We start from the raw sequence: 25,644 nt of genomic DNA on the forward strand, positions 1-25,644 counted from the left end.
CGGTTTTGCGATAACGACTTGCATAAAACAAGAACCTGAAGCGCGTCGCATGAGGCCGGTCGAACGCGGCGCGCTTTAGCCGATCAGCGCGGCAACCGGTGTTGAAACTACAAGGCTACGCCGCGGCGTTCTGACGGCGCGAGTTCGTCGAGAAGCGTGCGAATGACGCCGGCCATGCTGGCATTCATATCTCTGCGCCACAGTGCGAAGGCAACGTTGGCCTCGACGAAGCCTTCGGGCGAGCCGCAGTCGAACGTCCGCCCGCGGTAGTGGTAGCCGTAGAAGGGCTGTTGCTTCTGCAGCTTCAGCATTGCATCGGTGAGCTGGATCTCGTTGCCGGCGCCTTTTTCCTGACCTTCGAGTATCTTGAATATCTCCGGCTGCAGGATATAGCGCCCGTTGATGTAGAGGTTCGAGGGCGCCGTGCCGGTCTTCGGCTTTTCCACCATGCCGGTGATGCGGAAACCGTGATGCGCGTCCTCGCCGCGGCCGACAATGCCGTATTTATGCGCCTCGGCCGGATCGCATTCCTGCACGGCGACGATGTTGTTGCCAGTCTCCGCGTAAAGCTCGACCATATCCTTCATGCAGCTTTTTTCCGACTGCATGATCATGTCGGGCAACAGCAGCGCAAAGGGCTCGTCGCCGACGAGCTCGCGCGCGCACCAGACGGCGTGACCAAGGCCGAGCGGTACCTGCTGGCGGGTGAAGCTGGTCTGCCCCGGCGCCGGCTGCAGCCGCTGCAGGCGGGCGAGCTGGTCGTCCTTGCCGCGCTGCGCAAGCGTGTCGTAGAGCTCGAACTGGACATCGAAGTGATCCTCGATGACCGCCTTGTTGCGGCCGGTCACGAAGATGAAATGCTCGATCCCGGCTTCGCGCGCCTCATCGACCACATACTGGATGACCGGCCTGTCGACGACCGTCAGCATTTCCTTGGGAATGGCCTTGGTGGCGGGGAGAAAGCGCGTGCCGAGACCGGCAACCGGGAACACTGCCTTGCGAACTCTCTTCATGTGCCAATTATCCATTTGCATGCCTGTTCGGCAATCCCGATTCGAGACATTTTCATGCCGAAATCGAGGATTACTGAACGGCGGGTCAGAAATCTCAGCTGGTAAAGCATTGACGCATCTTTTCACCCCGGACGCCACCTATGGTAAACCAAATGCTAACCGGGTTCGGCGATGAATAGTCTTCCTGAGATGAAGAAGGAGGAAAAGATGTCCGTTCGCAACGCCGCAAGGCGCTTCACCAGCGTCCTGACGGCCGCCAGCCTCTCGCTTGCCTTGCTCATGCCCAGCGGGCCGGCTTTTGCCGATGCCGGCTTCCGCCAATGGGTCGCCAGCTTCCGTGCTACCGCCGTGGCGAGCGGCGTTTCCGGCTCCGTCTACGACCAGGCATTCAAGGGCATCAGCGATGCTGACCCGGTGGTGCTGGAAAAGGCCCGTACTCAACCCGAATTCACCGCACCCGCCTGGGATTATTTCGACAACCGCGTCCATGACCAGTCGGTCGCCGTCGGCCAGCAGATGGCAAGGAAATGGAAGCCTTGGCTGGACAGGATCGAGGCAAGGTACGGCGTCGACCGCTACATCCTGCTGGCCATATGGTCGATGGAATCGAACTACGGCGAAACCCTCAAGCGCGACGATATCATGCGCAATGTCGTGCGCTCGCTGGCGACGCTTGGTTATGCCGACCCGAAGCGTGCGAAATTTGCCCGCACCCAGCTGATCGCGGCGCTGAAGATCCTGCAGACCGGCGACATCGACGAAAGCCATCTCAGCGGCTCATGGGCCGGTGCAATGGGCCACACCCAGTTCATCCCTACCAGCTACCTGTCCTATGCGGTCGATATGGACGGCAACGGCAAGCGCGACATCTGGAATTCGATTCCCGACGCACTGGCGACAGCCGCCAATTTGCTGCGGAAGAACGGCTGGCAGGCAGGCAAGACCTGGGGTTATGAGGTCAGCCTTCCGGACGGCAAGAAGCTGCCCGGAGGCTCGAAGTCGCTGTCGCAATGGCAGGCGCTGGGCGTCAGCCGTGCCAACGGCAAGCCGTTCAAGAACGGTGCAGACAAAGCGACGTTGAAGCTGCCCGGCGGCCGCGGCGGGCCAGCCTTCCTGATGATCAAGAATTTCTCGGTCATCAAGCGTTACAACAATGCCGATAAATATGCGCTCGCCGTGGGTCTTCTTGCCGACGAAATCGCCGGCTATGGCGGGCTTGTGCAGGACTGGAAGCGACCGTTTACCAAGCTCTCCTTCGAGGAAAGGCAGGAGCTTCAGAAGCGACTTTCCGAGCACGGCTATTACGACGGCAAGTTCGACGGCAAGATCGGTGACGGATCGAAAACCGCCATCATGGCCTTCCAGGCAAAGGCCGGCTTGACCCAGGACGGGTATCCGAGCAAGGAAGTGCTCAAATGGCTCAGGCAGAACTAGAGCCGGTTACGGGATGGAGAGGGTGATTGGTTTCGGCTGCGCGCATCCGGTTAATCGTTCGTCGCGTGCCGATCCTCGTTCTGGCGATCGCCGTTCTGGCAGTCGGCGCCGCCAGTGCCTTTCATACCTCGGCCATGGCGCAGGAGCCGGAAAGTCGTGGCTGGTCGCTGCGCGACCTGTTGTTTCCGCGCAGAAGCGAGCGGTTTGAGCAGCCGCCGCCCGAATTCCAGAGAGAATTCCAGAGAACGAAGCCCAGGGCCAAGCTGAGAAAGCCCCGGTCAGTTCGCCGGCCGCCGCCGGCCGAACAGACAACCCCGGTGGCCGAGAAGGCGCCGGATGCACGCGTCGTTCTGGTGGTCGGCGATTTCATGGCATCTGGGCTGGCTGAGGGGCTCGACGCCGCCTTTGCCGAAAACACCGGCGTCAGGATTGTCGTCCGTGCCAACGGATCGTCCGGCTTCGTGCGTGATGATGTCTACAACTGGCCAGAACAGGTCAAGTCGCTGATCGCTGCCGAAAAACCGGCAGCCGTCGTCGTCATGCTCGGATCCAACGACCGGCAGCAGATGCGCGTCGGCGATGTGCGCGAGCAGCCGCGATCCGAGAACTGGACCAAGGAATACGAGCGCCGGACAGAAGCGTTCGGCAAGGCCATCGCGGCAACCAAGGTGCCGTATCTGTGGGTTGGCATGCCGGCTATCCGGGTCTCGAAAATGACCTCCGACATGCTGGCCTTCAACGACATCTTCCGCTCGTCCGCCGAAAGCCACGGCGGCGAATTCGTCGACGTCTGGGACGGGTTTGTCGACGAGAACGGCGCCTTCATCACCAGCGGTCCGGACATCAACGGCCAATCGGTGCGCCTGCGCTCCGACGACGGCATCAACATGTCGAAGGCCGGCAAGCGCAAGCTCGCCTTCTATACCGAAAAGCCGCTGATGAAGATCGTTGGGCTGGCCGCGCCGGGAAGCGTGGTGACTGCTTCTGCCCCGGCCGGCGCTCCCGTCGAGGCGCCGGCACCTGCTGCCGCACCGATAGCCGTCGATCGCACCGTGCCGATGCTGCTCAGCGATCCGGCGCTGGACGGCGGCTCGGAACTTCTCGGCGCCGCCCCGCCGGCAAAAGCGGACAAGCATTTGCCGGGCGAAAGGCTTGTCGTCGAGGGCAAGGCGCCCGACGCCTCACCGGGCCGCGCCGACGATTTCTCGTGGCCACCCAAGACACAGCCTGCAACGGCGGCCGGATCCGACACGACGACGGCGATCCGGCAGTAAGCAGAACCTCTTCGGAACGGACTCAGCGCGGCAGCACGCTCGATCCCATCAGCGCCTCGTCGATGGCGCGCGCCGCCTGGCGGCCCTCGCGGATCGCCCAGACGACCAGCGACTGGCCGCGCCGCACGTCGCCCGCCGCATAGAGCTTTTCGACGCTGGTCCTGTAGTCCCGGTCATTGGCCTCGACGTTCTTCGAGCGGCGGCTGTCGGTGACGATCGTCATCTGCCCGTCGAGTTCCGACACCGGCCCGCGAGCGGCTGGCCCGGCAAAGCCGATGGCGATGAACGCGAGATCGGCGCGGATGACGAATTCCGTGCCCGCGATCGGCTTGCGCTTTTCGTCGACCTCGCAGCATTTTACCCCGGTCAGTTGGCCGTCCTCGCCGATGAATTCAAGCGTCGCCACCTGGAATTCGCGCTCGGCGCCTTCGGCCTGCGAGGATGACGTGCGCATCTTGGTCGCCCAGTAGGGCCAGACCGACAGCTTGTCTTCCTTTTCCGGCGGCTGCGGGCGGATGTCGAGCTGGGTTACGCGCACCGCGCCCTGGCGGAAGGCGGTGCCGACGCAGTCGGAGGCAGTGTCGCCGCCGCCGACGACGACAACGTGCTGGCCGCCGGCAACGATCGGGCGCGACGGCCATGCGACCGACTGGATCGGCTCGCCGCCGATACGCTTGTTCTGCTGCACCAGATAGGGCATGGCGTCGTGCACGCCGTCGAGATCGTCGCCCGGGATGTTGGCCGGACGCGGCGTTTCGGAACCGCCGCAATAGAGCACCGCGTCACATTCGGCGAGCAGTTCGGCGACCGGCTTGTCGACGCCGACATTGACGCCGCAATGGAAGCTGACACCCTCGCCCTGCATCTGCTCGATGCGTCGGTCGATATAATGCTTCTCGATCTTGAAGTCGGGGATGCCGTAGCGCATCAGCCCGCCCGGCCGGCTCTCGCGCTCATAGACGTGAACGTCATGGCCGGCGCGGCCGAGTTGCTGGGCAGCGGCCATTCCTGCCGGCCCCGAGCCGATGATCGCGACGCGCTTGCCGGTCTTCCGTTCCGGCGGATAGGGCCGGATATGGCCGGTTTCATAGGCCTTGTCGGCAATCGCCTGCTCGATCGTCTTGATGGCGACCGGAATGTCCTCGAGATTCAGCGTGCAGGCTTCCTCGCAAGGTGCCGGACAGATGCGGCCGGTGAATTCCGGAAAATTGTTGGTCGAATGCAGGTTGCGGATCGCGTTTTCCCAGTCGCCATTGTAGACAAGGTCGTTCCAGTCCGGGATCTGGTTATGGATCGGGCAGCCGTTCGGTCCATGGCAATACGGAATGCCGCAATCCATGCACCGCGCGGCCTGTTTCTCGACCTCCTTGTCCGACATCGGCAGCGTGAACTCGCGGAAATGCCGGATGCGGTCGGAAGCCGGCTGGTACTTGTGCACCTGCCGGTCGATCTCGAGAAACCCTGTTACCTTGCCCATAGTCCAGTCCCTGCTGTCCGGAAGGCACGCCTGGCGACGCACCCGTTAACCTCATAAGGCAGCCGTGGCAACCTTCAGTCCGAGGTCAGGATTGCTGATGAAGATGGTTGCCGGGGCGCACGGCCTCCCGGCAATTTCCAAATCTATTCCGCCGCCACGTTCATGCGCATACGTTCCATCTCGATCAGCGCGCGGCGGTATTCGACCGGCATGATCTTCCGGAATTTCGGCCGGAAAGTCGCCCAATCGTCGAGGATTTCGCGACCTCGTACCGAGCCCGTGTAGTGGACGTGGTTGGAGATCAGCTGGTAGAGCCGCTCCTCGTCATGGCTGGTCATATCGCCGGATACGTCGACACGGCCCTTATGGTCGAGATCGCCGCCATGGTGAAGCAGCTTTTCCATCAGATCGTCCTCTTCCGGAACGGGCTCCAGCTCGACCATCGCCATGTTGCAGCGCTCGGCGAAATCGCCCGCCTCGTCGAGCACATAGGCGACGCCGCCCGACATGCCGGCGGCGAAGTTGCGGCCGGTCTGGCCGATGACGACGACGATCCCGCCGGTCATGTATTCGCAGCCATGGTCGCCGACGCCTTCAACGACGGCGGCGACACCCGAATTGCGCACGGCAAAACGCTCGCCGGCAACGCCGCAGAAATAGGCCTCGCCCTCGGTTGCGCCGTAGAGCACGGTATTGCCGACGATAATGGACTCGGCAGCAACGATTTTCGTGTTCTCCGGCGGACGGATGACAATGCGGCCGCCCGAAAGGCCCTTGCCGACATAGTCATTGGCAGCGCCCACCAGTTCGAACGAGACGCCGCGCGCCAGGAAGGCGCCAAAGGACTGGCCGGCCGTGCCGGTGAGCTTGACCGAGATCGTGTCCTCGCGCAGGCCTTTGTGCTTGAAGCGCTTTGCCACCTCGCCCGACAGCATGGCGCCCGTCGAACGGTCGACGTTGCGGATCGGCAGTTCGATGCTGACCGGCTGCCTGTCTTCGAGCGCCGGCTTTGCCAGTTCGATCAGCTTGCGGTCGAGCACGTCGTCGATCGGATGCTTCTGCCGCTCGGTCCAGTGCACCGCCTCGTGCGGGGCATCGGGCTTGTAGAACATCTTGCTGAAGTCGAGCCCGCGCGCTTTCCAGTGCTGGATCAGCTCGCGCTTTTCCAGAAGGTCGGTGTCGCCGATGATCTGGTCGAGATGGGTGCAGCCCATCTCGGCAAGCAGCGCCCGCACCTCTTCCGCCACATAGAAGAAGAAGTTGATGACGTGCTCGGGCGTGCCCTTGAAGCGCTTGCGCAGCACCGGGTCCTGCGTCGCGACGCCGACCGGGCAGGTGTTGAGATGGCACTTGCGCATCATAATGCAGCCGGCCGCGATCAACGGCGCGGTCGAGAAGCCGAACTCGTCGGCGCCGAGCAGTGCGCCGATGATGACGTCACGTCCGGTGCGCAGGCCGCCATCGACCTGCAGCGCGACGCGTGACCTGAGGCCGTTGAGCACCAGCGTCTGGTGCGTCTCGGCAAGGCCCATTTCCCACGGGCTGCCGGCATGCTTGAGCGAGGTCAGCGGCGAAGCGCCGGTGCCGCCGTCGTAGCCTGATATGGTGATGTGGTCGGCACGCGCCTTGGCGACGCCGGCCGCAACTGTGCCGACGCCGACTTCCGAGACCAGCTTGACCGATACGTCGGCCGCCGGATTGACGTTCTTCAGATCGTAGATGAGCTGCGCCAGATCCTCGATCGAATAGATGTCATGATGCGGCGGCGGCGAGATCAGACCGACGCCCGGCGTCGAATGCCTGACCTTGGCTATGGTCGCATCGACCTTGTGGCCCGGCAGCTGGCCGCCCTCGCCGGGCTTCGCCCCTTGCGCGACCTTGATCTGCATCATGTCGGAATTGACCAGATATTCCGCAGTCACGCCGAACCGGCCGGAGGCGACCTGCTTGATCGCCGAGCGTTCGGGGTTCTTGCCGCCGCCCGGCAGTGGCAGATAGCGATCGGCCTCTTCGCCGCCCTCGCCGGTGTTCGACTTGCCGCCGATCGCGTTCATGGCGCGCGCCAGCGTCGTGTGCGCTTCCCTTGAGATCGAGCCGAAGGACATCGCCCCGGTCGAGAAGCGCTTGACGATATCGGCGGCCGGCATCACCTCGTCGAGCTTGACCTTCTTGCGCCCGGTCTCTTGCGCCAGCCTGATCTTGAACAGGCCGCGAATGGTCTGCGCCTGTGCGGTCTCGCTGTCGATCTGGGCGGAATAGTCCTTGAACGTCTCCCACGAGCCCTGGCGCACGGCGTGCTGCAAGGTCGCCACTGCGTCGGGCGACCAGATATGGGCCTCGCCGCGCATGCGGAACATGTATTCGCCGCCGACCTCGAGGCTGTTGCGCAGCACCGGGTCGTTGCCGAAGCCGTCGGTGTGGCGGCTGACCGTTTCGGCGGCGATCTCGTCCAGCCCGACACCTTCGATCAGCGTCGCCGTGCCGGTGAAGTACTTCTGCACGAAGTCCGACTTCAGCCCGATGGCATCAAAGATCTGCGCACCGCAATAGGACTGGTAGGTGGAGATGCCCATCTTGGACATCACCTTCAGGATGCCCTTGCCGATCGACTTGATGTAGCGAGAGACGACCTCGTAGGCATCGACCTCCGCCGGCAATTCGCCACGCTTGTGCATGTCGAGCAGCGTGTCGAAAGCGAGATAGGGATTGATCGCCTCGGCGCCGTAGCCGGCGAGACAGCAGAAATGATGCACCTCGCGCGGCTCGCCGGATTCCACGACGAGCCCAACCGAGGTGCGCAATCCCTTGCGGATCAAATGATGGTGCACGGCCGCAGTCGCCAGCAGTGCCGGAATGGCGATGCGGTCCGGGCCGAGCTGACGGTCCGACAGGATGATGATGTTGTAGCCGCCGGCGACCGCCGCCTCGGCGCGCTCGCACAGCCGGTCGATGGCGCCCTGCATGCCGGCCGCGCCTTCATTCGAACCGTAAGTGATGTCGATAGTCTTGGTGTCGAAACGGTCTTCGGTGTGGCCGACGGAGCGCAGCTTCTCCAGATCGCCATTGGTCAGGATCGGTTGGCGCACTTCGAGCCGCTTGCGGCGCGAATTGCCGACAAGATCGAAGATATTGGGCCGCGGCCCGATGAAGGACACCAGGCTCATCACCAGTTCCTCGCGGATCGGGTCGATCGGCGGGTTGGTGACCTGTGCGAAATTCTGCTTGAAATAGGTGTAGAGCAGCTTCGATCTGTCCGACATTGCCGAAATCGGCGTGTCGGTACCCATCGAGCCGACCGCTTCCTGGCCGGTGGTCGCCATCGGCGACATCAACAGCTTGGTGTCTTCCTGGGTGTAACCAAACGCCTGCTGGCGGTCGAGCAGTGAGACATCCCTGCGCAGGGCGCGCGGCTCGACCGGGTTCAGATCCTCGAGGATGAGCTGGGTGTTGGCGAGCCAGCTCTTGTAGGGGTGCCTGGTCGCGATCTCCGACTTGATCTCCTCGTCGGAAACGATGCGGCCCTTGTCCAGGTCGATCAGCAGCATGCGGCCGGGCTGCAGCCGCCACTTCTTGACGATCCTTTCCTCCGGCACCGGCAGCACGCCGGCTTCCGAAGCCATGATGACGCGGTCGTCATCGGTGACGATGTAGCGCGCCGGCCGCAGCCCATTGCGGTCGAGCGTGGCGCCGATCTGGCGGCCGTCGGTGAAGGCAACCGCCGCCGGCCCGTCCCACGGCTCCATCAGCGCTGCGTGATACTCGTAGAAGGCCTTGCGGTCCTGCCCCATCAGCTTGTTGCCGGCCCAGGCTTCCGGGATCAGCATCATCATGGCGTGGGCGAGCGAATAGCCGCCCTGCGTCAGGAATTCGAGCGCATTGTCGAAGCAGGCGGTGTCCGACTGCCCCTCATAGGAGATCGGCCACAGCTTCGAGATGTCGTTGCCGAACAGTTCGGAATCGACCGAGGCCTGCCGTGCCGCCATCCAGTTGACGTTGCCGCGCAGCGTGTTGATCTCGCCATTATGGGCGACCATGCGGTAGGGATGCGCCAGCTTCCACGACGGGAACGTATTGGTCGAGAAGCGCTGGTGGACCAGGATCAGCGCCGTCTCGAAACGCGGGTCGGTGAGGTCCTTGTAGTAAGCGCCGACCTGATAGGCCAGGAACATGCCCTTGTAGACGATGGTCCGCGACGACATCGAGACGACATAGAAGCCGTTGTCGACGCCTTTGGTCTCTTCGTGGATACGGCCGGAAATGACCTTGCGCAGGATGTAGAGCCGCCGCTCGTAATCGTCGTCATTCTCGATCTCGGCGCCGCGGCCCAGGAACACCTGCCGGTGCACTGGCTCGGAAGCGGCGATGTCAGGCGCCTTTGAGAGCGACGAATTATCGACCGGCACGTCGCGAAAGCCGAGCAGCGGCTGGCCCTCGAGTTGCGCCACCTCGGCGATGATGCCTTCGATATGCGCCTGCAGCTCCGGGTCGCGCGGCATGAACACGTGGCCGACGGCATAGTGGCCAGGCTTCGGCAGTTCGACCCCTTGCTTGGCCATCTCCTCGCGGAAGAAGCGGTCCGGCAGTTGCACCAGCACGCCGGCGCCGTCGCCCATCAGCGGATCGGCGCCGACGGCGCCGCGATGCGTCAGGTTTTCGAGAACGGCAAGGCCGTCCTCGACGATCTGGTGCGACTTTACGCCCTTCATGTTGACGATGAAGCCGACGCCGCAGGCATCATGCTCGTTGCGCGGATCGTAGAGGCCGTGCGCGGCATAGCCGGTGCTGGTTCGCCCAATATTGGTCAGGGACGGATTTTTGACGGCTGCCGCTTTCGTCTGCGCGGCCTTCGTCGCAGATGGCGTCATATCCGTCATCGTCCTGTCCTCCGTTCCGTCCCCTTCGGGCGCTGGTTTCCGTCGGGAAGCGCGTGGCTCCCCTTTCACTCTTGCGGCACGTCTTGCGAAATTCTTGCCGACCGTGCGGCTTTCCGCATCGTTCGCATATGGTATTCGTACAGGCTGGAGCCAGGCTGTCTAGCTGTCGCTCGCGGCAATGCCGCAGAGGCGCAATCATATGCCAATGCGGCCAGTTTTGTGCGACAAAATAAGACAGCACTACTGTCCTAAATTTTTATGACAGAAATTTTGGGTGCACACAAGACCGATTCACAAAATTCTTGAACCTTACGCGACAGAAAATTGCGCGGAACGCCGTGCCAGCGTAACCTTCACTCGCGGCATGTACGCTCATGCCTTTCGCTGGCTTTAGCGGATTTTCGGTATCTGCCCCTTGCGGCCGGCATGCGAAAGCGGCCAAGCTCGCACCGATTTCCCCAGCATAGGCAGACGCATGATTTTCGCTTCCGACAATTGGGCAGGCGCCCATCCCCGTATCGCTGCCGGCCTGTCGGCCCATGCCGACGGCTTCTCCACCGCCTATGGCGACGGCGCCCTCGACAAGGCCGTTTACCAGCGCTTCAATGAAATCTTCGAATGCGAGGTCGCGGTGTTTTTCGTGGCCACCGGCACCGCCGCCAATTCGCTGTCGCTGACCACCTATAACAAGCCAGGCGGCATTTCCTTCTGCCATCGCGAATCGCACGTCATCGAGGATGAATGCGGTGCACCGGAATATTTTACCGGCGGTTCGCGGCTTTATACAGTCGAAGGCGCACTCGGCAAGATCGATGCCGGCAATCTGGAACGGGCGGTGGACCGTTTCGCACCCGAAAACGTCCATTCCGGGCGGCCGGTTGCCGTTTCGATCACTCAGTCGACCGAGGTCGGCACGGTCTACTCGCTGAACGAAATCGCCAGGATTTCGGCGATCGCAAAGCAGCGTGGACTGCCGCTGCACATGGACGGGGCTCGCTTTGCCAATGCGCTCGTCGCGCTGGAAACGACGCCGGCCGAAATGACCTGGAAGCACGGCGTCGACATCCTCTCCTTCGGCGGCACCAAGAATGGCTGCTGGTGCGCCGAGGCGGTCGTGCTGTTCGACCTCGAGCGAGCCGAGGAATTGGCCTTTTTGCGCAAGCGCGCGGCCCAGCTGTTCTCGAAATCGCGCTTCATCGCCGCGCAATTCGATGCTTATTTCAGGGGTGGGCTATGGCTCGACACGGCACGGCACGCTAATGCGATGGCGGCACGGCTTGCCGCGGCGATCGAAGATTCCCCTTCGGCCCGGCTGGCCTGGCTGCCGCAGGCGAACGAGGTCTTCGCGGTCATGAAAAAGGCCGAGGCCGAAAGCATGCAGGCGGCAGGCGCGGCCTTCCATGACTGGCACAGGCCGCTCGGCTATGACGGCCACATCGGCGAGGACGAAGCGCTCTATCGCTTCGTCACCAGCTTCGCGACCACGCCCGACGAGGTCGACCGTTTCGGCTACCTGCTCGCCGGATAGCAAGCCTTACTCGCCAGCAAAAAAAGCGGCGCATTGCTGCACCGCCCTTTCTTCCCGGGGAGTTGGCATCCCGGGAGAATTAGCTGCCTGGCTTAGGCGGCAGTCTTGGCCTCGATCTGCTTGGCCTTGGCCGGAGCCGAGGTGATCGCGATCTTGCGCGGCTTCAACTCTTCGGGGATGTTGCGCTTGAGGTCGACGAAGAGCAGGCCGTTCTTCAGCGCAGCGCCGACAACCTCGACGTGATCGGCAAGCTGGAAGCGGCGCTCGAAGGCTCGGCTGGCGATACCGCGATAGAGCAGTTCGGAGCCTTCGCCATTGCCTTCCTCCTTGCGCTCACCCTTGACGGTCAGCACATTGCGGTGAGCTTCGATCGAAATCTCATCTTCCGAGAAGCCGGCCACAGCCATCGAGATGCGATAGGCATCCTCACCCGTGCGCTCGATGTTGTAAGGCGGGTAAGTCTGGCCTTCCGGCTGCGCAAGCGAATCGAGCATGGTGAACAGCCGGTCGAAACCGACGGTCGAACGGTAGAGCGGGGAAAAATCAACGTGACGCATGGTGTGTTCTCCTGTTGAGCAACAAGGTTGCGTATGGCCGGTGCGAAACCCGTAACGGCGTTCCGGATGGGCCAGCGGCCCCGACATTGGCGGCCGCATGACAAATTTGGGAAGCGGACGACGGCATTTCAAGATTTTCCCGCGTCCGAACGGGACCGGCCCCGGCCCACGTCCCGATGCCGATGAACGGCAGATGAACCGTGGCTTCGGCGAGCGTTCAGCCAGGCGGCATTAAAACTGTTCTCGAGATCACGAACAGGTCGCCGGAAAAGGCGACACGACGAGGCCGAACCGGGTGTAACGTCCCTTCCTCCCGGGTCGACAGAGGCCGGAAGCACGCCCAAGGCTGCTTCCGGCCTTGCTTGTTTACTACCTCGGTCGACCTCCCCCGCGTCCCGAATTGCTTTGCTTTTGGCGCATGGGCGTTTATGCCTGACTTGCGCCCGTCGGCACCGACACCAACCAAACACCGCATGACCGATCTTATCCACCAGCTCCCCCTCTTCCACGAAACTCCGGGCAATCCGCTGCCGGAAAACGCAGCCGGCGGCTTCTTCACCACGCGCGACGGCAAGAAAATCCGCTATGGGCTGTTTGCCGCGGTTTCCCGCCCGCTGAAGGGCACCGTCGTCGTCCTGACCGGCCGCAACGAGTGCATCGAGAAGTACTTCGAGACCATTCGCAACCTTGCCGACCGGGGTTTTGGCGTGGCAACGCTCGACTGGCGAGGCCAGGGCGCTTCCGACCGGCTGATCGGCGACCGACAGCGCGGCTTCGTCCGGAGCTTCTTCGACTACACCGGCGATCTGGAGCAGTTCTTCGAGGAGATCGTGCTGCCCGATTGCCGAGGCCCCTACTACATACTGGCCCACTCGGCCGGTGCGGTGATTGCGCTGCTCGCCGCGCCCGCAATGGCGAACCGCGTGCGCCGCATGGTGCTGATCGCACCGTTCTTCACCGTGCCCGACCTGCCGGTTTCGGTAAAAAACGTCCGCCGCATCTGTTCACTGTTCTGCCTTCTCGGCCTTGGCCGGCTCTATGCCGCATGGGGGCCGCGGCCGAAGGAATCGGTGCCCTTCGCCATGAACAAGCTGACCAGCGACCCGGCGCGCTATCGGCGCAACACGCTGATCTACGAAACCTATCCGCAGCTGGCGCTCGGCGGACCGACGATCCGCTGGCTGAAGGCGGCCACGGAGGCGTCCTTGATCGTCAGCGACCCGGATTTCATGGCCAAGATCCAGGTGCCCTTGCTGATGATCGCCGCCGGCGCCGACCAGGTCGTCTCGACCAGGGCAGTCGAAGCCTATGCGAGACGTCTGCGTGTCGGCTCGCTAGTGATGATCGACGGCGCCCGCCATGAGATCCTGCAGGAAGCCGACCTCTATCGCGAGCAACTGCTTGCGGCATTCGACGCCTTCATCCCCGGAACCGGCGACGCTGTTTGACCGCTTCGCCGGCGTCCGGCAACAAAGCCTGCGCGGGTCGCTTGCCCGGCACAGCTCGCCCCCTTATTCCCGTTCAGGCATCGCGCGCTAGGTTGGAGGTCATTCGGCAGAGACCGGGAGAAAAACGACCATGAACGCATCGAACACGCTGTCACGTCAGGGGCATCGGCTGCTGCAGATTGGCGTCGCGCTGCTGCTGTTTTCGTCATTCGAAGGGTTTGCAATACCGTACCTCGCCGCACCGCGGCTCGGACTGTCCGCGCACACGCTCAGCGCCCTGGAGGGCGTTCTCTTGCTGGCGCTAGGCCTCACATGGTCTAGGCTCAATCTCGGCGCCGCGATGTCGCGGATTGCGTTCTGGCTCCTGATCTATTCGGCTTTGGCGATCCTGGCCGCCTACGTGATCGCCAGCGCCTGGGGAGCCGGCAACGAGACAATGCCGTTGGCGGCCGGAGCCTTCCACGGAAGCGCCTTTGAGGAAAACCTCATCAAAGGCGTCGCGTATTCGTCCGCGCCGACCGGCCTCATCTCTTTCGTGCTCATTTTGTGGGGCCTGCGTCTCTCAGACGCTTGGCCTGCCGACAGCTAATTTAGAACCGTACCACGGTTTCCGTCGGATTTGCGCAAAACAGACGCTTGGGTGCACCGGATGCTCAGCCGCGCAGCGCCGCCATCGCTGCTGCGTGCAGCTCCGGTGTCGCCGCCGCCAGGATGTCGCCGCCCTTTTCCGCCGGTCCGCCCTCGAAAGTGGTGACGACGCCGCCTGCCTTCTCGATGATCGGGATCAGCGCGACGATGTCGTAGGGTTTCAATCCGGGATCGGCAACGATATCGACGCTGCCCGCCGCCACCATGGCGAAGGCATAGCAGTCGGTGCCGTAGCGGGCGAGTTGGACCTGTTGCTCGAACAGGTCGTAGCGCAGGCGCGCGTCTCCCTTGAACAGCGCCGGCGTGGTGGTGAACAGCGTCGCGTCGGCGAGATTTGTGGTCTTGCGCGTCGTGAGTTTTCGCGGGCCACCAGGACCTTCATAATGCGAGCCGGAAGCGTTGGCGTAGAACAGCTCGCCGGTGAAGGGCTGCGACATCATGCCGGCGACGGCATCGCCGTCGACCGTCAGCCCGACCAGCGTGCCCCATACCGGCAGGCCGGAAATGAAGGCGCGCGTGCCGTCGATCGGATCGATCACCCAGACATGCCGGCTGGAGATGTTTTCGCTGCCATGCTCCTCGCCGAGGATGCCGTGATCGGGGTATTGCGCGCTGATCACCGCCCGGATGGCGCGCTCGGCCTCGCGGTCGGCCTCGGTGACCGGGTCGAAGCTGCCGCGCTCCTTGTTGGTGACCGCGCCCTGATTGCGGAAGCGCGGCAAGGTCTCGGCCGCGGCGGCATGCGCAATGCGCCGCATGAACTCGATGCTGATGTCCAACTGATTCTCCCGCTCCAGCATGTTTGAGATACCCGTTTGCCTACGGATTTATGCCGAAACAAGGGCGTTCGTGCCGAAACAACGGCGTTTGGAGCCTTTCGCATGATGCCAACTGTTGCTCGAATGCAACGCAGTCGTCGTGGAAATGCAATTTCCACTTCACAGTGAATTAAAAAAGCCGAAACGCGCCTTGACATTTGTGCAGCGCACAATACGTTTGTTCTCGGACAGGGGTTCCTGTCCATGCCCTCCTTGGGCGTTTCCTCCCTAGACTTCGACCGTGTCGTGCAAACGATGCGGTCTTTTTTTACGCTGCCGCATGAGTGGCGAGTACCGCGATTCCTCCGCTATTCGGCGGCCAGCGGCAGATCCATGAAATTGTGATCGGGCATCGCCATCAGTTCGGCCGAAAACCGCGCCAGATCGCCGGCCAGCGCGTCGAAACCAGCCGACCTCTGGAACGTCCGCTCATTCATGTAGAGCCCGCGATTGACCTCGATCTGCAGCGCATGCAGATGGCGCACGGGGCGGCCATAGTGCTCGGTAATGAAGCCTCCGGCATAGGGCTTGTTGTGGGCGACGCTGTAGCCCATGCCGGTGAGCAGGCCGATCGCCGTCTCGGTCAACGCCGCCGCGGCGGAAATGCCGAACCGATCGCCGACGATGAAATCCGGCCGCAATCCGCTGTCGCCTACCCTTATGCTTGCCGGCATCGAGTGGCAGTCAATCAGGACGGCGTAGCCGAAGCGCGCATGGGTTCTGGTCAAAAGCCGTTTCAGCGTCTCGTGATAGGGCTTGTAGACCGCCTCGATGCGCGCCACGGCTTCGGCCAGCGGCAAGCGGCCGGAATAGATGTCGAGCCCCTCGCCGACCAGCTTGGGCACGGTGCCGAGCCCGCCGGCCACACGCGCCGAGCGGATGTTGCAGAATGACGGTACCGGTTCGGCAAACATGCGCGGGTCGAGTTCCCACGGCTCCCGGTTGACATCGAGATAGGCGCGCGGGAAGTTTGCCGCCAGCATCGGCGCGCCGAGCGCGACGGCACCGCCGAACAATTCCTCGACATAGCAGTCCTCGGAGCGGCGGATGGCGTTGCGGTCCAGCTTGGCCATCGCCATGAACCGGTCCGGATAGTAGCGGCCGCTATGCGGCGAGTTGAAGAGGAAGGGAACGCGCTGTTCGGCGCCCGATCGGATTTCGAAGGGTGGAACGACCGAAAAATCCTCGGCTGCCGTTTTCAATTTGAACGAACCCGGAAATACCAATGCATCATGATAGGAAAGTGCCACCTCGCCGCCCGCATGTCCAGCCGCCGAAGTGCCAGCCAAATCAGGATTGTGCGGCCAACGTTCACTTGATGTTTACCGTCACCTCCTCATATACAGCATGGTTAACGGGCTTGCCGCACGGCATTGTCGGTTGGGTGATTCGGACGGGACAAGATGGCACGCATTCTGCTGGCGGAAGACGACGACGACATGCGCCGGTTCCTCGTCAAGGCGCTGGAACGCGCCGGTTATCAGGTCAGCGATTTCGACAATGGCGCCAGTGCCTATGAGCGGCTGCGCGAGGAACCTTTTTCGCTGCTTTTGACCGACATCGTCATGCCCGAGATGGATGGCATCGAGCTTGCCCGCCGCGCCACCGAAATCGATCCCGACCTCAAGGTGATGTTCATCACCGGCTTCGCCGCCGTCGCGCTGAACCCTGATTCCAAAGCGCCGAAAGACGCCAAGGTACTATCGAAGCCGTTCCATTTGCGCGACCTCGTCAACGAGGTCGAAAAGATGCTGCAGGCCGCCTGACGCTCTTTTGTCGCGTCTTGATCGACTAGAGCAATTCCAGGAAAAGTGTGAGGCGGTTTTCCGTCCGGAATTGCGTCAAAACAAAGAGACAAGCCAGCCATTCTTTCCCTTTTCCCGCTATTGACGTGCCGAACCAAAAATGGTGTATGCGCGGCTTCGGATGGGCGTGTAGCTCAGCGGGAGAGCACTGCATTGACATTGCAGGGGTCACAGGTTCAATCCCTGTCACGCCCACCATCCAGATAATCCTCAATTGGCCGTCGGTATTTTTTCGTCGACTGACGTTCCCGGCCAATACCAGCCTCAGGCCGCGCCGAGGCGCAGATCGCCGGTCTCGACGTGCTCCAGAAACCAGGCATAGGTCTGTTCCAAGCCGCTGCGCAGCGAGTAGCGCGGGCGCCAGCCGGTGGCGAACAGGCGCGATACGTCCATCAGCTTGCGCGGCGTGCCGTCCGGCTTCGTCGCATCGAATGTGATCGTCGCATCGGCGCCGGCGACCGACACGATGGTGCGGGCAAGGTCGGCAATCGTGATGTCTTCCCCAGAGCCGACATTGATGTGGCTGTCGCCCGAATAATTCTTCAGCAGCCAGACCAGCGCGTCGGCGGCGTCGTCGACATGCAGGAATTCGCGCATCGGCGTGCCCGATCCCCACACCTCCAGGCTCTTGCGGCCGGCGCGCCTGGCCTCGTGCGCCTTGCGCATCAGGGCGGGCACGACATGGCTTGAATTGAGGTCGAAATTGTCGCCCGGACCGTAGAGATTGGTCGGCATCGCCGAGATGTAGTCGACGCCGTACTGGCGCCGATAGGCTTGGCACAGTTTCAGTCCGGCGATCTTGGCGATCGCATACCATTCGTTGGTGGGTTCGAGCGGCCCGGTCAGCAAGGCGTCTTCGGAGATCGGCTGCGCCGCGAATTTGGGATAGATGCAGGATGAACCGAGAAACAGCAGCTTCTGCACCTCGTTGCGGAAGGCGCTGTCGATGACATTGTTCTGCATGACGAGGTTGTCCTGCAGAAAATCGACGGGAAGCCTGTTGTTGGCCAGGATACCGCCGACCTTGGCCGCCGCCATCACCACTGCATCCGGCTTGCGGTCGGCCATCCAGCGCCGCACGCCGGCTTGGTCGAGAAGATCGAGCTCGGCGCGCGAGGCGGTCAGGACCTCGCAATCCTCGTCGGCCAATCTGCGCAGGATTGCCGAGCCGACCATGCCGCGATGTCCGGCCACGAAAACGCGCTTGCCCTGAAGGTCGAAGGTCATCAGCTTACCCCAATGCGGAACGGCAGCTTTGCCGGTTGGCCGGCTGAGCGCCGGATCGGCTTCTCTGTTGGACGCATACCGCATACAGATTTGCCCAGACAAGGCAAATCGCAAAGCTACCGAACCTGGGCTTGGATCGGACGCTGCAGCGTTTGCGATCAGACGCCCGCTACCGCGCAGAGGCTTGTCATTCTGGCAATGGCAAGCTCCGGCTCGGCCAGCAATCCTGCCTGATCGGCAAGGCGAAAGACATCGGCATAGTGACGGATGCCGCGCGCCGATTGCATGCCGCCGATCATCGAAAAATGCTCCTGATGGCCGTTCAGCCATGCCATGAAGACGATGCCGGCCTTGTAGTATTCGGTCGGCGCCTCGAAGATCTTGCGCGACAGCGGCACTGTCGGGGCCATCAGCGCGTCATAGCCGGCGCGGTCGCCGTCGGCCAGCTTTGCCAGTGCCGCATTGGCGACCGGCGCGATGGCATCGAAAATGCCGAGCAGCGCGTGCGAATGTCTGTCGCCGTCGCCGGCGATCAGCTCGGGGTAATTGAAGTCGTCGCCGGTGAACATCACCACGCCCTCGGGCAGCCGGTCCCTGAGGGCAATCTCCTTGCCGGCATCGAGCAGCGATATCTTTATGCCCTCGACCTTGCCGGCATGGCGTTCGATGATCGCGATCACCGTCTCCAGCGCGGTTTCGAAATCGCTGCTGCCCCAGTAGCCTTTCAGCGCCGGGTCGAACATGTCGCCCAGCCAGTGCAGGATGACCTTGCCGGAGGCCTGGGACAGGATGCGGTCGTAGACGCCAATATAGTCGTCGGGGCCTTTGGCGACCGCCGCCAGCGCGCGGCTGGCCATCATGATCGCCTTGCCGCCAAGCCCTTCGATGAAGCCGAGCTGTTCTTCATAGGCCGCGATGACATCGTCGAGCGTACTGGCGGCACCCGGCGCCAGATGGTCGGTGCCGGCGCCTGACGCGAGATCGGCCCCCTCGACGCTGCGCGCCTCGATAATGGAGCGGCGGATCAATTCCCTGGCATTTGCCCAATCGAAACCCATGCCGCGCTGAGAGGTGTCCATCGCTTCGGCGACACGGAAGCCAAGCCGCCAAAGGTGATGGCGAAACGCCATCGTCTTGTCCCAATCGATCGCGGGCCTCGACCACGGATCGGTCATGGCGAGGGGATCGGCAACGACATGGGCGGCGGCGTAGGCGATGCGCGAGAAGCGAGCGCCGGCCACAGGCTGCACCGGCTGGCCGACAAGCCGGTAGCGGACACGGCCGCCGCCTTCCCCGGGCAAGGTGATGTCCATGGCTCTCTCCCTTCCCAGCGCCTAATAAATGGAACGTTCCAATAAATCAAGATATTTTGCCCCCTGCCCCGCGCAGCTCAAATTGCTGCATCGCAGCAGGTGAAAGCCATACTTGCTGGAGGATTGCGCCCACTGAGCCGCATTGTTTCCGGGTTCGCAAAAACGCGATTGACTCAAATGCGTCGCAGGGTTTAGATCGTTCCAATAAATCGCATAAGAAACCACCGGGAGGACAGATCTGGATGGCCAGCCGGGCCAAGGCAACGATACTCGACATCGCCCGTGAGGCGGGCGTGTCCAAATCGACGGTATCGCTGGTGCTGCAAGGCAGCGGGCTGATCCGGCCTGAAACCGCGCTGAAGGTGCGCAAGGCGATCGAGGACGTCGGCTATGTCTACAACCGCGGCGCCGCCAATCTGCGCAAGGCCCATTCCAATGTCATCGGCATGGTCATCAACGATCTCACCAATCCGTTTTTCGCCGAACTGGCGGTCGGCATGGAGCGCGTCTTCCAGTCGGCCGGCGTCGTGCCTTTCATCGCCAATACGGCTGAAAACCCGGTGCGCCAGGAAGAGGTTTTGAAATCGCTGATGGAGCAGGGTGTCGCCGGGCTCGTCGTGTCGCCGGCGCGTGGCACCACGCCCGGCGCGTTCCGCCGCCTTGAGACCGCAGGCGTTCCGGTCGTCTTCGTCATGCGCCGGCTTCCCGAAAGCCGTATCCCGGTGATCACGCCCGACAATCATCGCGGCGCCTATCTCGCCACCGCCCATCTGATCGGCAAGGGCCATCGCCGGCTGGCCTTCTTCGGCGGCTCGTCCGACCTTGTCGTCTATCACGAGCGCCTGGGCGGCTTTCGCGAGGCCTGTGAAGCGCTCGGCATCGCACCGGCCGACAGGCTGGTCTTCGAGGGCGAAACCAGCCGCAAGGGCGGCATTGCCTGCCTGGAAACCGCGCTCGCCATGGCCGCGCCGCCGACTGCAGCACTTTGCTTCAACGACGCGGTCGCCTTCGGCGTCTTGCTGGCGCTGCGCAAGCGCGGCCTGGAACCCGGTTTGGATTTTGCCGTCGTCGGCTTCGACGACGTCGCCGAGGCCGAGCACTATATGCCGGCACTGACCAGCGTCGCGGTGAACACCGCCGGCCTCGGCGAGCGCGCCGCCCATGTCGTGCTGAAGATGATCCAGTCGCGCACCACGCGCGCCGAGGATCATATCGGCGCCGTCAACCTCGTGGTCAGGGAAAGCTGCGGCCCCGATCGCAAGGAGCATGGCTGTGCAGGAATGGGAGACGCGGCATGACCGTCAGTTGGGGGCTGATCGGCGCCAGCACGATCGCAAGACAGTTCATGATCGGCGCCATCCGCGCGCAGCCGGACGGCGAGATCGCTGCGGTGATGAGCTCCAGCCCGGAGCGGGCCACCGCCTATGCCAGTGAAAACCGCATTCCGGCGGCGGTCTCGACGCTCGACGCCCTGCTCAAATCAGATATCGACGCCGTCTACATCTCGACCACCAACGAATTGCATCTCGAACAGGCACTCGCCGCCATCGAGGCGGGAAAGCATGTGCTGTGCGAAAAACCACTGGCGCTGACCAGCACCGACGCCCGCAAGATGGTCGCGGCGGCCAGGGCCGCCGGCGTCGTGCTCGGCACCAATCACCATCTGCGCAATGCCGGCTCGCATCGGGCGATGCGCGAAGCGATCGCTGCCGGCCGCATCGGCAGGCCGATCGCCGCGCGCGTCTTCCACTCCGTCTATCTGCCGGAAAACCTGCAGGGCTGGCGCATCACCAGGCCGGACGCCGGCGGCGGCGTGGTGCTCGACATCACCGTGCACGATGCCGATACGCTGCGCTTCGTGCTCGGCGACGATCCGGTAGAGATCTCGGCCTTCACGCAATCGGCCGGCATGGCCGCCGGCGGACTGGAAGACGGCGCCATGTGCCTCTGGCGCTTCAGATCGGGCGTCATCGCCCAGTCGCATGAGGGCTTCACGACAAAATTCGCCGGCACCGGCTTCGAGGTGCATGGCAGCGAAGGCTCGCTGATCGCCAGGGACGTGATGACGCAGAAGCCGGTCGGCTCGGTGTTGCTGCGCACGGCACAGGGCGAGGAGGAATTGAGCTTCGACCGCGAAGACCTCTATGCCCGTTCGCTGCGCGAATTCCACGCGGCGATCCGTGGCGAGGGCCAGCCTTCCGCCACCGGCGAGGACGGCGTCTGGTCACTGACCGCAGCCGAGGCGGCATTGCAATCGGCCAGGTCCGGCAACGCCGTTACCATCGACCCGAAGCTCGGGAGCGCCGCGTGAGCAAGCTCGTTTCAGCGGCTGAGGCTGCCGGCCTGATCAGGGATGGCATGGTCGTTTCCGTGTCATCGTCGAGCGGCCTCGGCTGTCCGGACGCGGTGCTGGCCGCCATCGGCGAGCGCTTCGACGCCGAAGGCCATCCCAGGGACATAACGACGCTGCACCCGATCGCCGCTGGTGACATGTACGGCATCAAGGGCATCGATCACTTAGCCAAGCCCGGCCTGTTGAAGCGCACTTTGTGCGGTTCGTATCCCTCCGGCCCGTCATCTTCCGAGCCACCGCAGATCTGGAAGATGATCGGCGACAATTCGGTCGCCGCCTACAACGTGCCGTCCGGCATCCTGTTCGACATGCATCGCGAGGCCGCCGCCAAGCGTCCCGGCGTGCTGACCAAGGTCGGGCTCGATACCTTTGCCGACCCGCGCCACCAGGGCTGCGCGATGAATGCTGCCGCCAGCGAGCCGATCGTTTCGGTGCAGCAGTTCGACGGCGAGGAATGGCTCTATTTCCGCCCGATCGTACCGCAGGTCGCGATCATCCGCGCCACCACGGCGGACGAGCGCGGCAACCTTACCTATGAGCATGAGGGTGCCTATCTCGGCGGCCTCGAACAGGCGCTGGCCGCCCACAACAATGGCGGCATCGTCATCGCGCAGGTCAAGCGCGTCGTCGAGAACGGCACGCTGAAGCCGCACGACGTGCGCGTGCCCGGCGTGCTGGTCGACCATATCGTGGTGGCGCCCGACCAGTTGCAGACGACGCTGACGCCTTACGATCCGGCCATCTCCGGCGAGATCTTCCGGCCGCTGTCGAGCTTCCGCAACGCCGAGATGAACGTCCAGAAGGTCATTGCGCGCCGCGTCGCCATGGAGCTTGCCGACGGCATGACGGTCAATATCGGCTTCGGCATCTCGGCCAATGTGCCGCGCATCCTGCTCGAGGAAGGTCAGCACGGCAAGGTCACCTGGGTCATCGAACAGGGCGCGGTCGGCGGCGTGCCGCTGCTCGACTTCAAGTTCGGCTGCTCGTCGAACGCCGACGCCTTCATGCCCTCGCCGCACCAGTTCATCTATTTCCAGGCTGGCGGCTTCGACGCCTCGCTGCTGTCCTTCCTGCAGATCGACCGCCACGGCTCTGTCAATGTGTCCAGGCTCTCAGCGCGGCCCCACGTCACAGCCGGCGCCGGCGGCTTCGTCGACATCACCGCGCGGGCGAAGAAGATCGTCTTTTCCGGTTTCTTCAATGCCGGCGCCAAGCTGTCGCTTGCTGATGGCGGCATCCGCATCGACCAGGAGGGCAAGGTCAAGAAAGTCGTCGGCGAGGTCGAGCATATCTCCTTCTCGGGCAAGCGTGCCGTCGCGCAGGGACAGGACATCACTTATGTCACCGAGCGCTGCGTGATGAAGCTGACGCCAGCAGGGCTGATGGTGACCGAGCTGGCGCCGGGCATCGACCTCGAGCGCGATGTGCTGGCGCAGGCCGAGATCCCGCTCGCCGTAGCCAACGATCTCAAAGTGACGCCGGATGCGCTCTACCGGGACCGGCCGATCGGCCTGTCGCTCAACGGTGGCGCCTCGCTTGGAGGCGCCCATGGCTGAGCGCCTCGTCACCTTTGACACCGACGGCGCCATCGGCCTTGTCACGCTGCGCCGGCCGGAGAAATTCAACGCCCTCGACGTCCCAATGCTGCGGGCGCTGGAAGCAGCACTCGACGAAGCCGAGGCGGCGGACAGCGTCCGCGTCGTGCTGGTCTGTGGCGAAGGCAAGGGCTTTTGCGCCGGCGGCGACGTCGAGGCGTGGGCGGAAATGAGCGCCGCCGATTTCCAGGTGCAATGGGTTCGCTACGGCCACCGCGTCTTTGATCGGCTGGCGCGGCTGCGGCAGCCGACGATCGCCGTTCTTGCCGGCCATGCGCTGGGCGGTGGGCTGGAACTGGCGGCGGCTTGCGACTTTCGCGTGGCGGAAACACAGGTGAAGCTGGGTTTCCCCGAGACCTCGATCGGTGTCGTTCCCGGCTGGTCCGGCACACAGCGCGCCGTGCGCCGCTTCGGTGCGCAGGCGGTGCGGCGGATGGCGCTCGGCGGCGAGGTGTTTCTGGCGGCCGAGGCTCTTGCTCTGGGGATTGTCGACCGGGTGGTCGAGACCGGTAGGGCGTTCGCCGAAGCCAAGGCCTGGGCCGGCAAGATCGCCGAGCGCGGGCCGCTCGCGACCGAAGCCGCCAAGCTGATGATTGCCATCGCCGAGGGCGAAGAGAGTGCTGCCGCGACCGAAGCGCTGGCCAGCGGCTTCATCGCGCTGACAAGCGATCTCAGGGCCGGCATCAAGGCTTTCAAAGCCAAGCAGAAACCGGCGTTCTCAAGATCTTAGGAACCTGAAACTCACATGAACGCGCCTCTCAACATCGCCATGCCCGCCGAGGCAGCCGCAGCGCCGAAAAGCTATCGGCTGCTGATCGCCGGCAAGTTCGTCGATGCCCAGGACGGCCGCACACTGGAGCGCAGCAGCCCCGGCCACGGCTTCACCGTCTCGCGCTATGCACAGGCCGGCGCGGCGGATGTAGAGGCGGCAGTACAGGCCGCGCACAAGGCCTTCGAGACCGGCCCGTGGCCGCGCATGAAGGCAGCCGAACGCGCCACGATCCTGCTCAAGGCGGCTGACCTGATCGAGGCGCGGCTGGACGAGATTGCCCGGCTCGACGCACTGGAATCCGGCAAGCCGATTGCCCAGGCGCGCGGCGAGATCGGCGGCGCCGTCGATATCTGGCGCTATGCCGCCGCACTCGCCCGCACGCTTCACGGCGAAAGCTACGCCAATCTCGGCGACGCCATGCTCGGTGTCGTGCTGCGCGAACCGATCGGCGTCGTCTCGATCATCACGCCATGGAATTTTCCGTTCCTTATCGTCAGCCAGAAACTGCCCTTCGCGCTCGCCGCCGGCTGCACGGCGGTGGTCAAGCCGAGCGAGATGACCTCGGCCTCGACTTTCGTACTCGGCGAGATCCTGATGCAGGCCGGCCTGCCGGACGGCGTCGTCAACATCCTTGCCGGGTTGGGCGCTGATGTCGGCGCACCGATGGTCAGCCATCCGCTGGTCGAGATGGTGTCGTTCACCGGCTCCACCCGCGTCGGCAGGATGACCATGGCGTCTGCCGCCAACTCGCTGAAGAAAGTCTCGATGGAGCTCGGCGGCAAGAACGGCCAGATCGTCTTTCCCGATGCCGACCTTGAGGCGGCCGCCGACGCGGCGGTATTCGGTGGCTTCTTCAATGCCGGCGAGTGCTGCAATGCCGGCAGCCGGCTGATCGTTCATGAGGCGATCGCCGACGAGTTCCTCGGCGCCGTCAAAGCACTCACCGCCAAGGTGATTGTTGGCGACCCGCTCGACGACCGCACCAAGGTCGGCGCGATGATCTCCGCCGACCATGTGGCCAAGGTCACCGGCTACGTGACGGCCGCGGAAAACGACGGCAGCCGGATCTATTGCGGCGGCAAGCAGCTTGCTTCGAGCGGCGGCCAGTATCTTGATCCGACCATCGTTGGCGACGTCACCGAAGACATGGCCATTGCGCGCGAGGAAGTGTTCGGTCCGGTGCTCTCGGTGCTGACTTTTGGATCGATTGAAAGGGCGTTGCACATCGCCAACAACACGCCCTATGGTCTGTCGGCGGGCGTGTGGAGCGCCAGTATTGATACCTGCATGTCGGTGGCGCGGAATGTTCGTTCGGGAACCGTTTGGGTGAACACGTTCATGGAGGGTTACCCCGAACTGCCTTTCGGCGGCTACAAGCAGTCCGGTCTCGGACGCGAACTCGGCAAGCGCGCCGTCGAGGATTATACAGAAGAAAAGACAATCCAGTTTCATCGCGGCCAGCGCACCGGATGGTGGGTCGGCTGAGTTGGGAAGAACCCGGTGGGCAT

At 63.4% G+C, this 25,644-nt stretch carries 19 protein-coding genes and 1 tRNA gene; 12 read left to right on the plus strand and 8 right to left on the minus strand.

The window, feature by feature from the left end; translation table 11 throughout:
• Positions 1-107: 107 nt before the first annotated feature.
• Entirely contained in the window at positions 108-1,013 is a 906-nt protein-coding gene (galU, locus tag NKJ46_RS13760; RefSeq protein ID WP_352665519.1) for a UTP--glucose-1-phosphate uridylyltransferase GalU, read from the minus strand.
• A gap of 207 nt (positions 1,014-1,220) precedes the next feature.
• Between galU and NKJ46_RS13765 the strand changes: the two genes are divergently transcribed.
• Positions 1,221-2,447, plus strand: coding sequence for a lytic murein transglycosylase (locus NKJ46_RS13765; protein ID WP_352665520.1), 1,227 nt, complete (start codon positions 1,221-1,223; stop codon positions 2,445-2,447).
• A gap of 26 nt (positions 2,448-2,473) precedes the next feature.
• Positions 2,474-3,721 (plus strand): SGNH/GDSL hydrolase family protein, encoded by a 1,248-nt coding sequence (locus NKJ46_RS13770; RefSeq protein WP_352665522.1) that lies wholly within the window; start codon positions 2,474-2,476, stop codon positions 3,719-3,721.
• Between the two features lie 22 nt (positions 3,722-3,743).
• On the opposite strand, the gene NKJ46_RS13775 is transcribed toward NKJ46_RS13770, so the two are convergent.
• Both NKJ46_RS13775 and gltB read right to left on the minus strand, forming a co-directional pair.
• The gene (locus NKJ46_RS13775; protein WP_352665524.1) at positions 3,744-5,198 is read right to left on the minus strand and encodes a glutamate synthase subunit beta; all 1,455 of its coding nucleotides are present in this window, start codon (positions 5,196-5,198) and stop codon (positions 3,744-3,746) included.
• A 143-nt stretch (positions 5,199-5,341) separates the two neighbouring features.
• On the minus strand, positions 5,342-10,072 hold the full coding sequence (gltB, locus tag NKJ46_RS13780; protein ID WP_352665525.1) for a glutamate synthase large subunit: 4,731 nt from the start codon (positions 10,070-10,072) through the stop codon (positions 5,342-5,344).
• Positions 10,073-10,547: 475 nt separating this feature from the next.
• On the opposite strand from gltB, the gene NKJ46_RS13785 reads away from it, so the two are divergent.
• Complete coding sequence (locus NKJ46_RS13785) at positions 10,548-11,600, plus strand: threonine aldolase family protein (protein ID WP_352665526.1); 1,053 nt, start codon at positions 10,548-10,550, stop codon at positions 11,598-11,600.
• 92 nt (positions 11,601-11,692) lie between these two features.
• On the opposite strand, the gene NKJ46_RS13790 is transcribed toward NKJ46_RS13785, so the two are convergent.
• Positions 11,693-12,157, minus strand: coding sequence for an Hsp20 family protein (locus NKJ46_RS13790; protein ID WP_023675381.1), 465 nt, complete (start codon positions 12,155-12,157; stop codon positions 11,693-11,695).
• Positions 12,158-12,630: 473 nt separating this feature from the next.
• Here NKJ46_RS13790 and NKJ46_RS13795 point away from each other — a divergent pair, with 473 nt between their 5' ends.
• Both NKJ46_RS13795 and NKJ46_RS13800 read left to right on the plus strand, forming a co-directional pair.
• On the plus strand, positions 12,631-13,605 hold the full coding sequence (locus NKJ46_RS13795) for an alpha/beta fold hydrolase (RefSeq protein ID WP_352665527.1): 975 nt from the start codon (positions 12,631-12,633) through the stop codon (positions 13,603-13,605).
• A 130-nt stretch (positions 13,606-13,735) separates the two neighbouring features.
• A complete protein-coding gene (locus NKJ46_RS13800; RefSeq protein ID WP_352665528.1) occupies positions 13,736-14,194 on the plus strand; it encodes a styrene oxide isomerase in 459 nt (152 codons plus the stop codon).
• 64 nt (positions 14,195-14,258) lie between these two features.
• On the opposite strand, the gene hisN is transcribed toward NKJ46_RS13800, so the two are convergent.
• The gene (gene hisN, locus NKJ46_RS13805) at positions 14,259-15,032 is read right to left on the minus strand and encodes a histidinol-phosphatase (protein ID WP_352665529.1); all 774 of its coding nucleotides are present in this window, start codon (positions 15,030-15,032) and stop codon (positions 14,259-14,261) included.
• 347 nt (positions 15,033-15,379) lie between these two features.
• Positions 15,380-16,321, minus strand: a complete 942-nt coding sequence (locus tag NKJ46_RS13810) for an N-formylglutamate amidohydrolase (RefSeq protein ID WP_352665531.1) — start codon at positions 16,319-16,321, stop codon at positions 15,380-15,382.
• 153 nt (positions 16,322-16,474) lie between these two features.
• On the opposite strand from NKJ46_RS13810, the gene cpdR reads away from it, so the two are divergent.
• Entirely contained in the window at positions 16,475-16,837 is a 363-nt protein-coding gene (gene cpdR / locus NKJ46_RS13815) for a cell cycle two-component system response regulator CpdR (RefSeq protein WP_006199474.1), read from the plus strand.
• A gap of 162 nt (positions 16,838-16,999) precedes the next feature.
• A tRNA-Val gene (locus NKJ46_RS13820) sits at positions 17,000-17,074 on the plus strand.
• 66 nt (positions 17,075-17,140) lie between these two features.
• On the opposite strand, the gene fcl is transcribed toward NKJ46_RS13820, so the two are convergent.
• A complete protein-coding gene (gene fcl, locus NKJ46_RS13825; RefSeq protein WP_352665657.1) occupies positions 17,141-18,103 on the minus strand; it encodes a GDP-L-fucose synthase in 963 nt (320 codons plus the stop codon).
• 158 nt (positions 18,104-18,261) lie between these two features.
• The gene (locus NKJ46_RS13830) at positions 18,262-19,416 is read right to left on the minus strand and encodes a dihydrodipicolinate synthase family protein (protein WP_352665532.1); all 1,155 of its coding nucleotides are present in this window, start codon (positions 19,414-19,416) and stop codon (positions 18,262-18,264) included.
• 242 nt (positions 19,417-19,658) lie between these two features.
• Between NKJ46_RS13830 and NKJ46_RS13835 the strand changes: the two genes are divergently transcribed.
• The 5 genes from NKJ46_RS13835 to NKJ46_RS13855 are packed head-to-tail and all read left to right on the plus strand — an operon-like array spanning position 19,659 to position 25,621.
• Positions 19,659-20,714, plus strand: a complete 1,056-nt coding sequence (locus tag NKJ46_RS13835) for a LacI family DNA-binding transcriptional regulator (RefSeq protein ID WP_352665534.1) — start codon at positions 19,659-19,661, stop codon at positions 20,712-20,714.
• Positions 20,711-21,727, plus strand: a complete 1,017-nt coding sequence (locus NKJ46_RS13840; RefSeq protein WP_352665535.1) for a Gfo/Idh/MocA family protein — start codon at positions 20,711-20,713, stop codon at positions 21,725-21,727. Before NKJ46_RS13835 ends, NKJ46_RS13840 begins: the two co-directional genes overlap by 4 nt.
• Positions 21,724-23,325, plus strand: coding sequence for an acyl CoA:acetate/3-ketoacid CoA transferase (locus NKJ46_RS13845; protein WP_352665536.1), 1,602 nt, complete (start codon positions 21,724-21,726; stop codon positions 23,323-23,325). The genes NKJ46_RS13840 and NKJ46_RS13845 overlap by 4 nt, the downstream gene beginning before the upstream one ends.
• On the plus strand, positions 23,318-24,094 hold the full coding sequence (locus tag NKJ46_RS13850; RefSeq protein ID WP_352665537.1) for an enoyl-CoA hydratase/isomerase family protein: 777 nt from the start codon (positions 23,318-23,320) through the stop codon (positions 24,092-24,094). The genes NKJ46_RS13845 and NKJ46_RS13850 overlap by 8 nt, the downstream gene beginning before the upstream one ends.
• Positions 24,095-24,109: 15 nt before the next feature.
• Positions 24,110-25,621 carry an aldehyde dehydrogenase family protein gene (locus NKJ46_RS13855; protein ID WP_352665538.1) on the plus strand — a complete coding sequence of 504 codons (1,512 nt, stop codon included), beginning with the start codon at positions 24,110-24,112 and terminating at the stop codon, positions 25,619-25,621.
• The last annotated feature ends 23 nt before the right edge of the window (positions 25,622-25,644 follow it).

The organism is Mesorhizobium sp. M0166, from assembly GCF_040322255.1.
GTDB lineage: Bacteria > Pseudomonadota > Alphaproteobacteria > Rhizobiales > Rhizobiaceae > Mesorhizobium.

Coding starts and splice junctions, on each gene's coding strand:
- galU (WP_352665519.1), bottom strand. CDS start 1,013: ATGAAGAGAGTTCGCAAGGCAGTGTTCCCGGTTGCCGGTCTCGGCACG.
- NKJ46_RS13765 (WP_352665520.1), top strand. CDS start 1,221: ATGTCCGTTCGCAACGCCGCAAGGCGCTTCACCAGCGTCCTGACGGCC.
- NKJ46_RS13775 (WP_352665524.1), bottom strand. CDS start 5,198: ATGGGCAAGGTAACAGGGTTTCTCGAGATCGACCGGCAGGTGCACAAG.
- gltB (WP_352665525.1), bottom strand. CDS start 10,072: ATGACGGATATGACGCCATCTGCGACGAAGGCCGCGCAGACGAAAGCG.
- NKJ46_RS13785 (WP_352665526.1), top strand. CDS start 10,548: ATGATTTTCGCTTCCGACAATTGGGCAGGCGCCCATCCCCGTATCGCT.
- NKJ46_RS13790 (WP_023675381.1), bottom strand. CDS start 12,157: ATGCGTCACGTTGATTTTTCCCCGCTCTACCGTTCGACCGTCGGTTTC.
- NKJ46_RS13795 (WP_352665527.1), top strand. CDS start 12,631: ATGACCGATCTTATCCACCAGCTCCCCCTCTTCCACGAAACTCCGGGC.
- NKJ46_RS13800 (WP_352665528.1), top strand. CDS start 13,736: ATGAACGCATCGAACACGCTGTCACGTCAGGGGCATCGGCTGCTGCAG.
- cpdR (WP_006199474.1), top strand. CDS start 16,475: ATGGCACGCATTCTGCTGGCGGAAGACGACGACGACATGCGCCGGTTC.
- fcl (WP_352665657.1), bottom strand. CDS start 18,103: ATGACCTTCGACCTTCAGGGCAAGCGCGTTTTCGTGGCCGGACATCGC.
- NKJ46_RS13830 (WP_352665532.1), bottom strand. CDS start 19,416: ATGGACATCACCTTGCCCGGGGAAGGCGGCGGCCGTGTCCGCTACCGG.
- NKJ46_RS13835 (WP_352665534.1), top strand. CDS start 19,659: ATGGCCAGCCGGGCCAAGGCAACGATACTCGACATCGCCCGTGAGGCG.
- NKJ46_RS13840 (WP_352665535.1), top strand. CDS start 20,711: ATGACCGTCAGTTGGGGGCTGATCGGCGCCAGCACGATCGCAAGACAG.
- NKJ46_RS13850 (WP_352665537.1), top strand. CDS start 23,318: ATGGCTGAGCGCCTCGTCACCTTTGACACCGACGGCGCCATCGGCCTT.
- NKJ46_RS13855 (WP_352665538.1), top strand. CDS start 24,110: ATGAACGCGCCTCTCAACATCGCCATGCCCGCCGAGGCAGCCGCAGCG.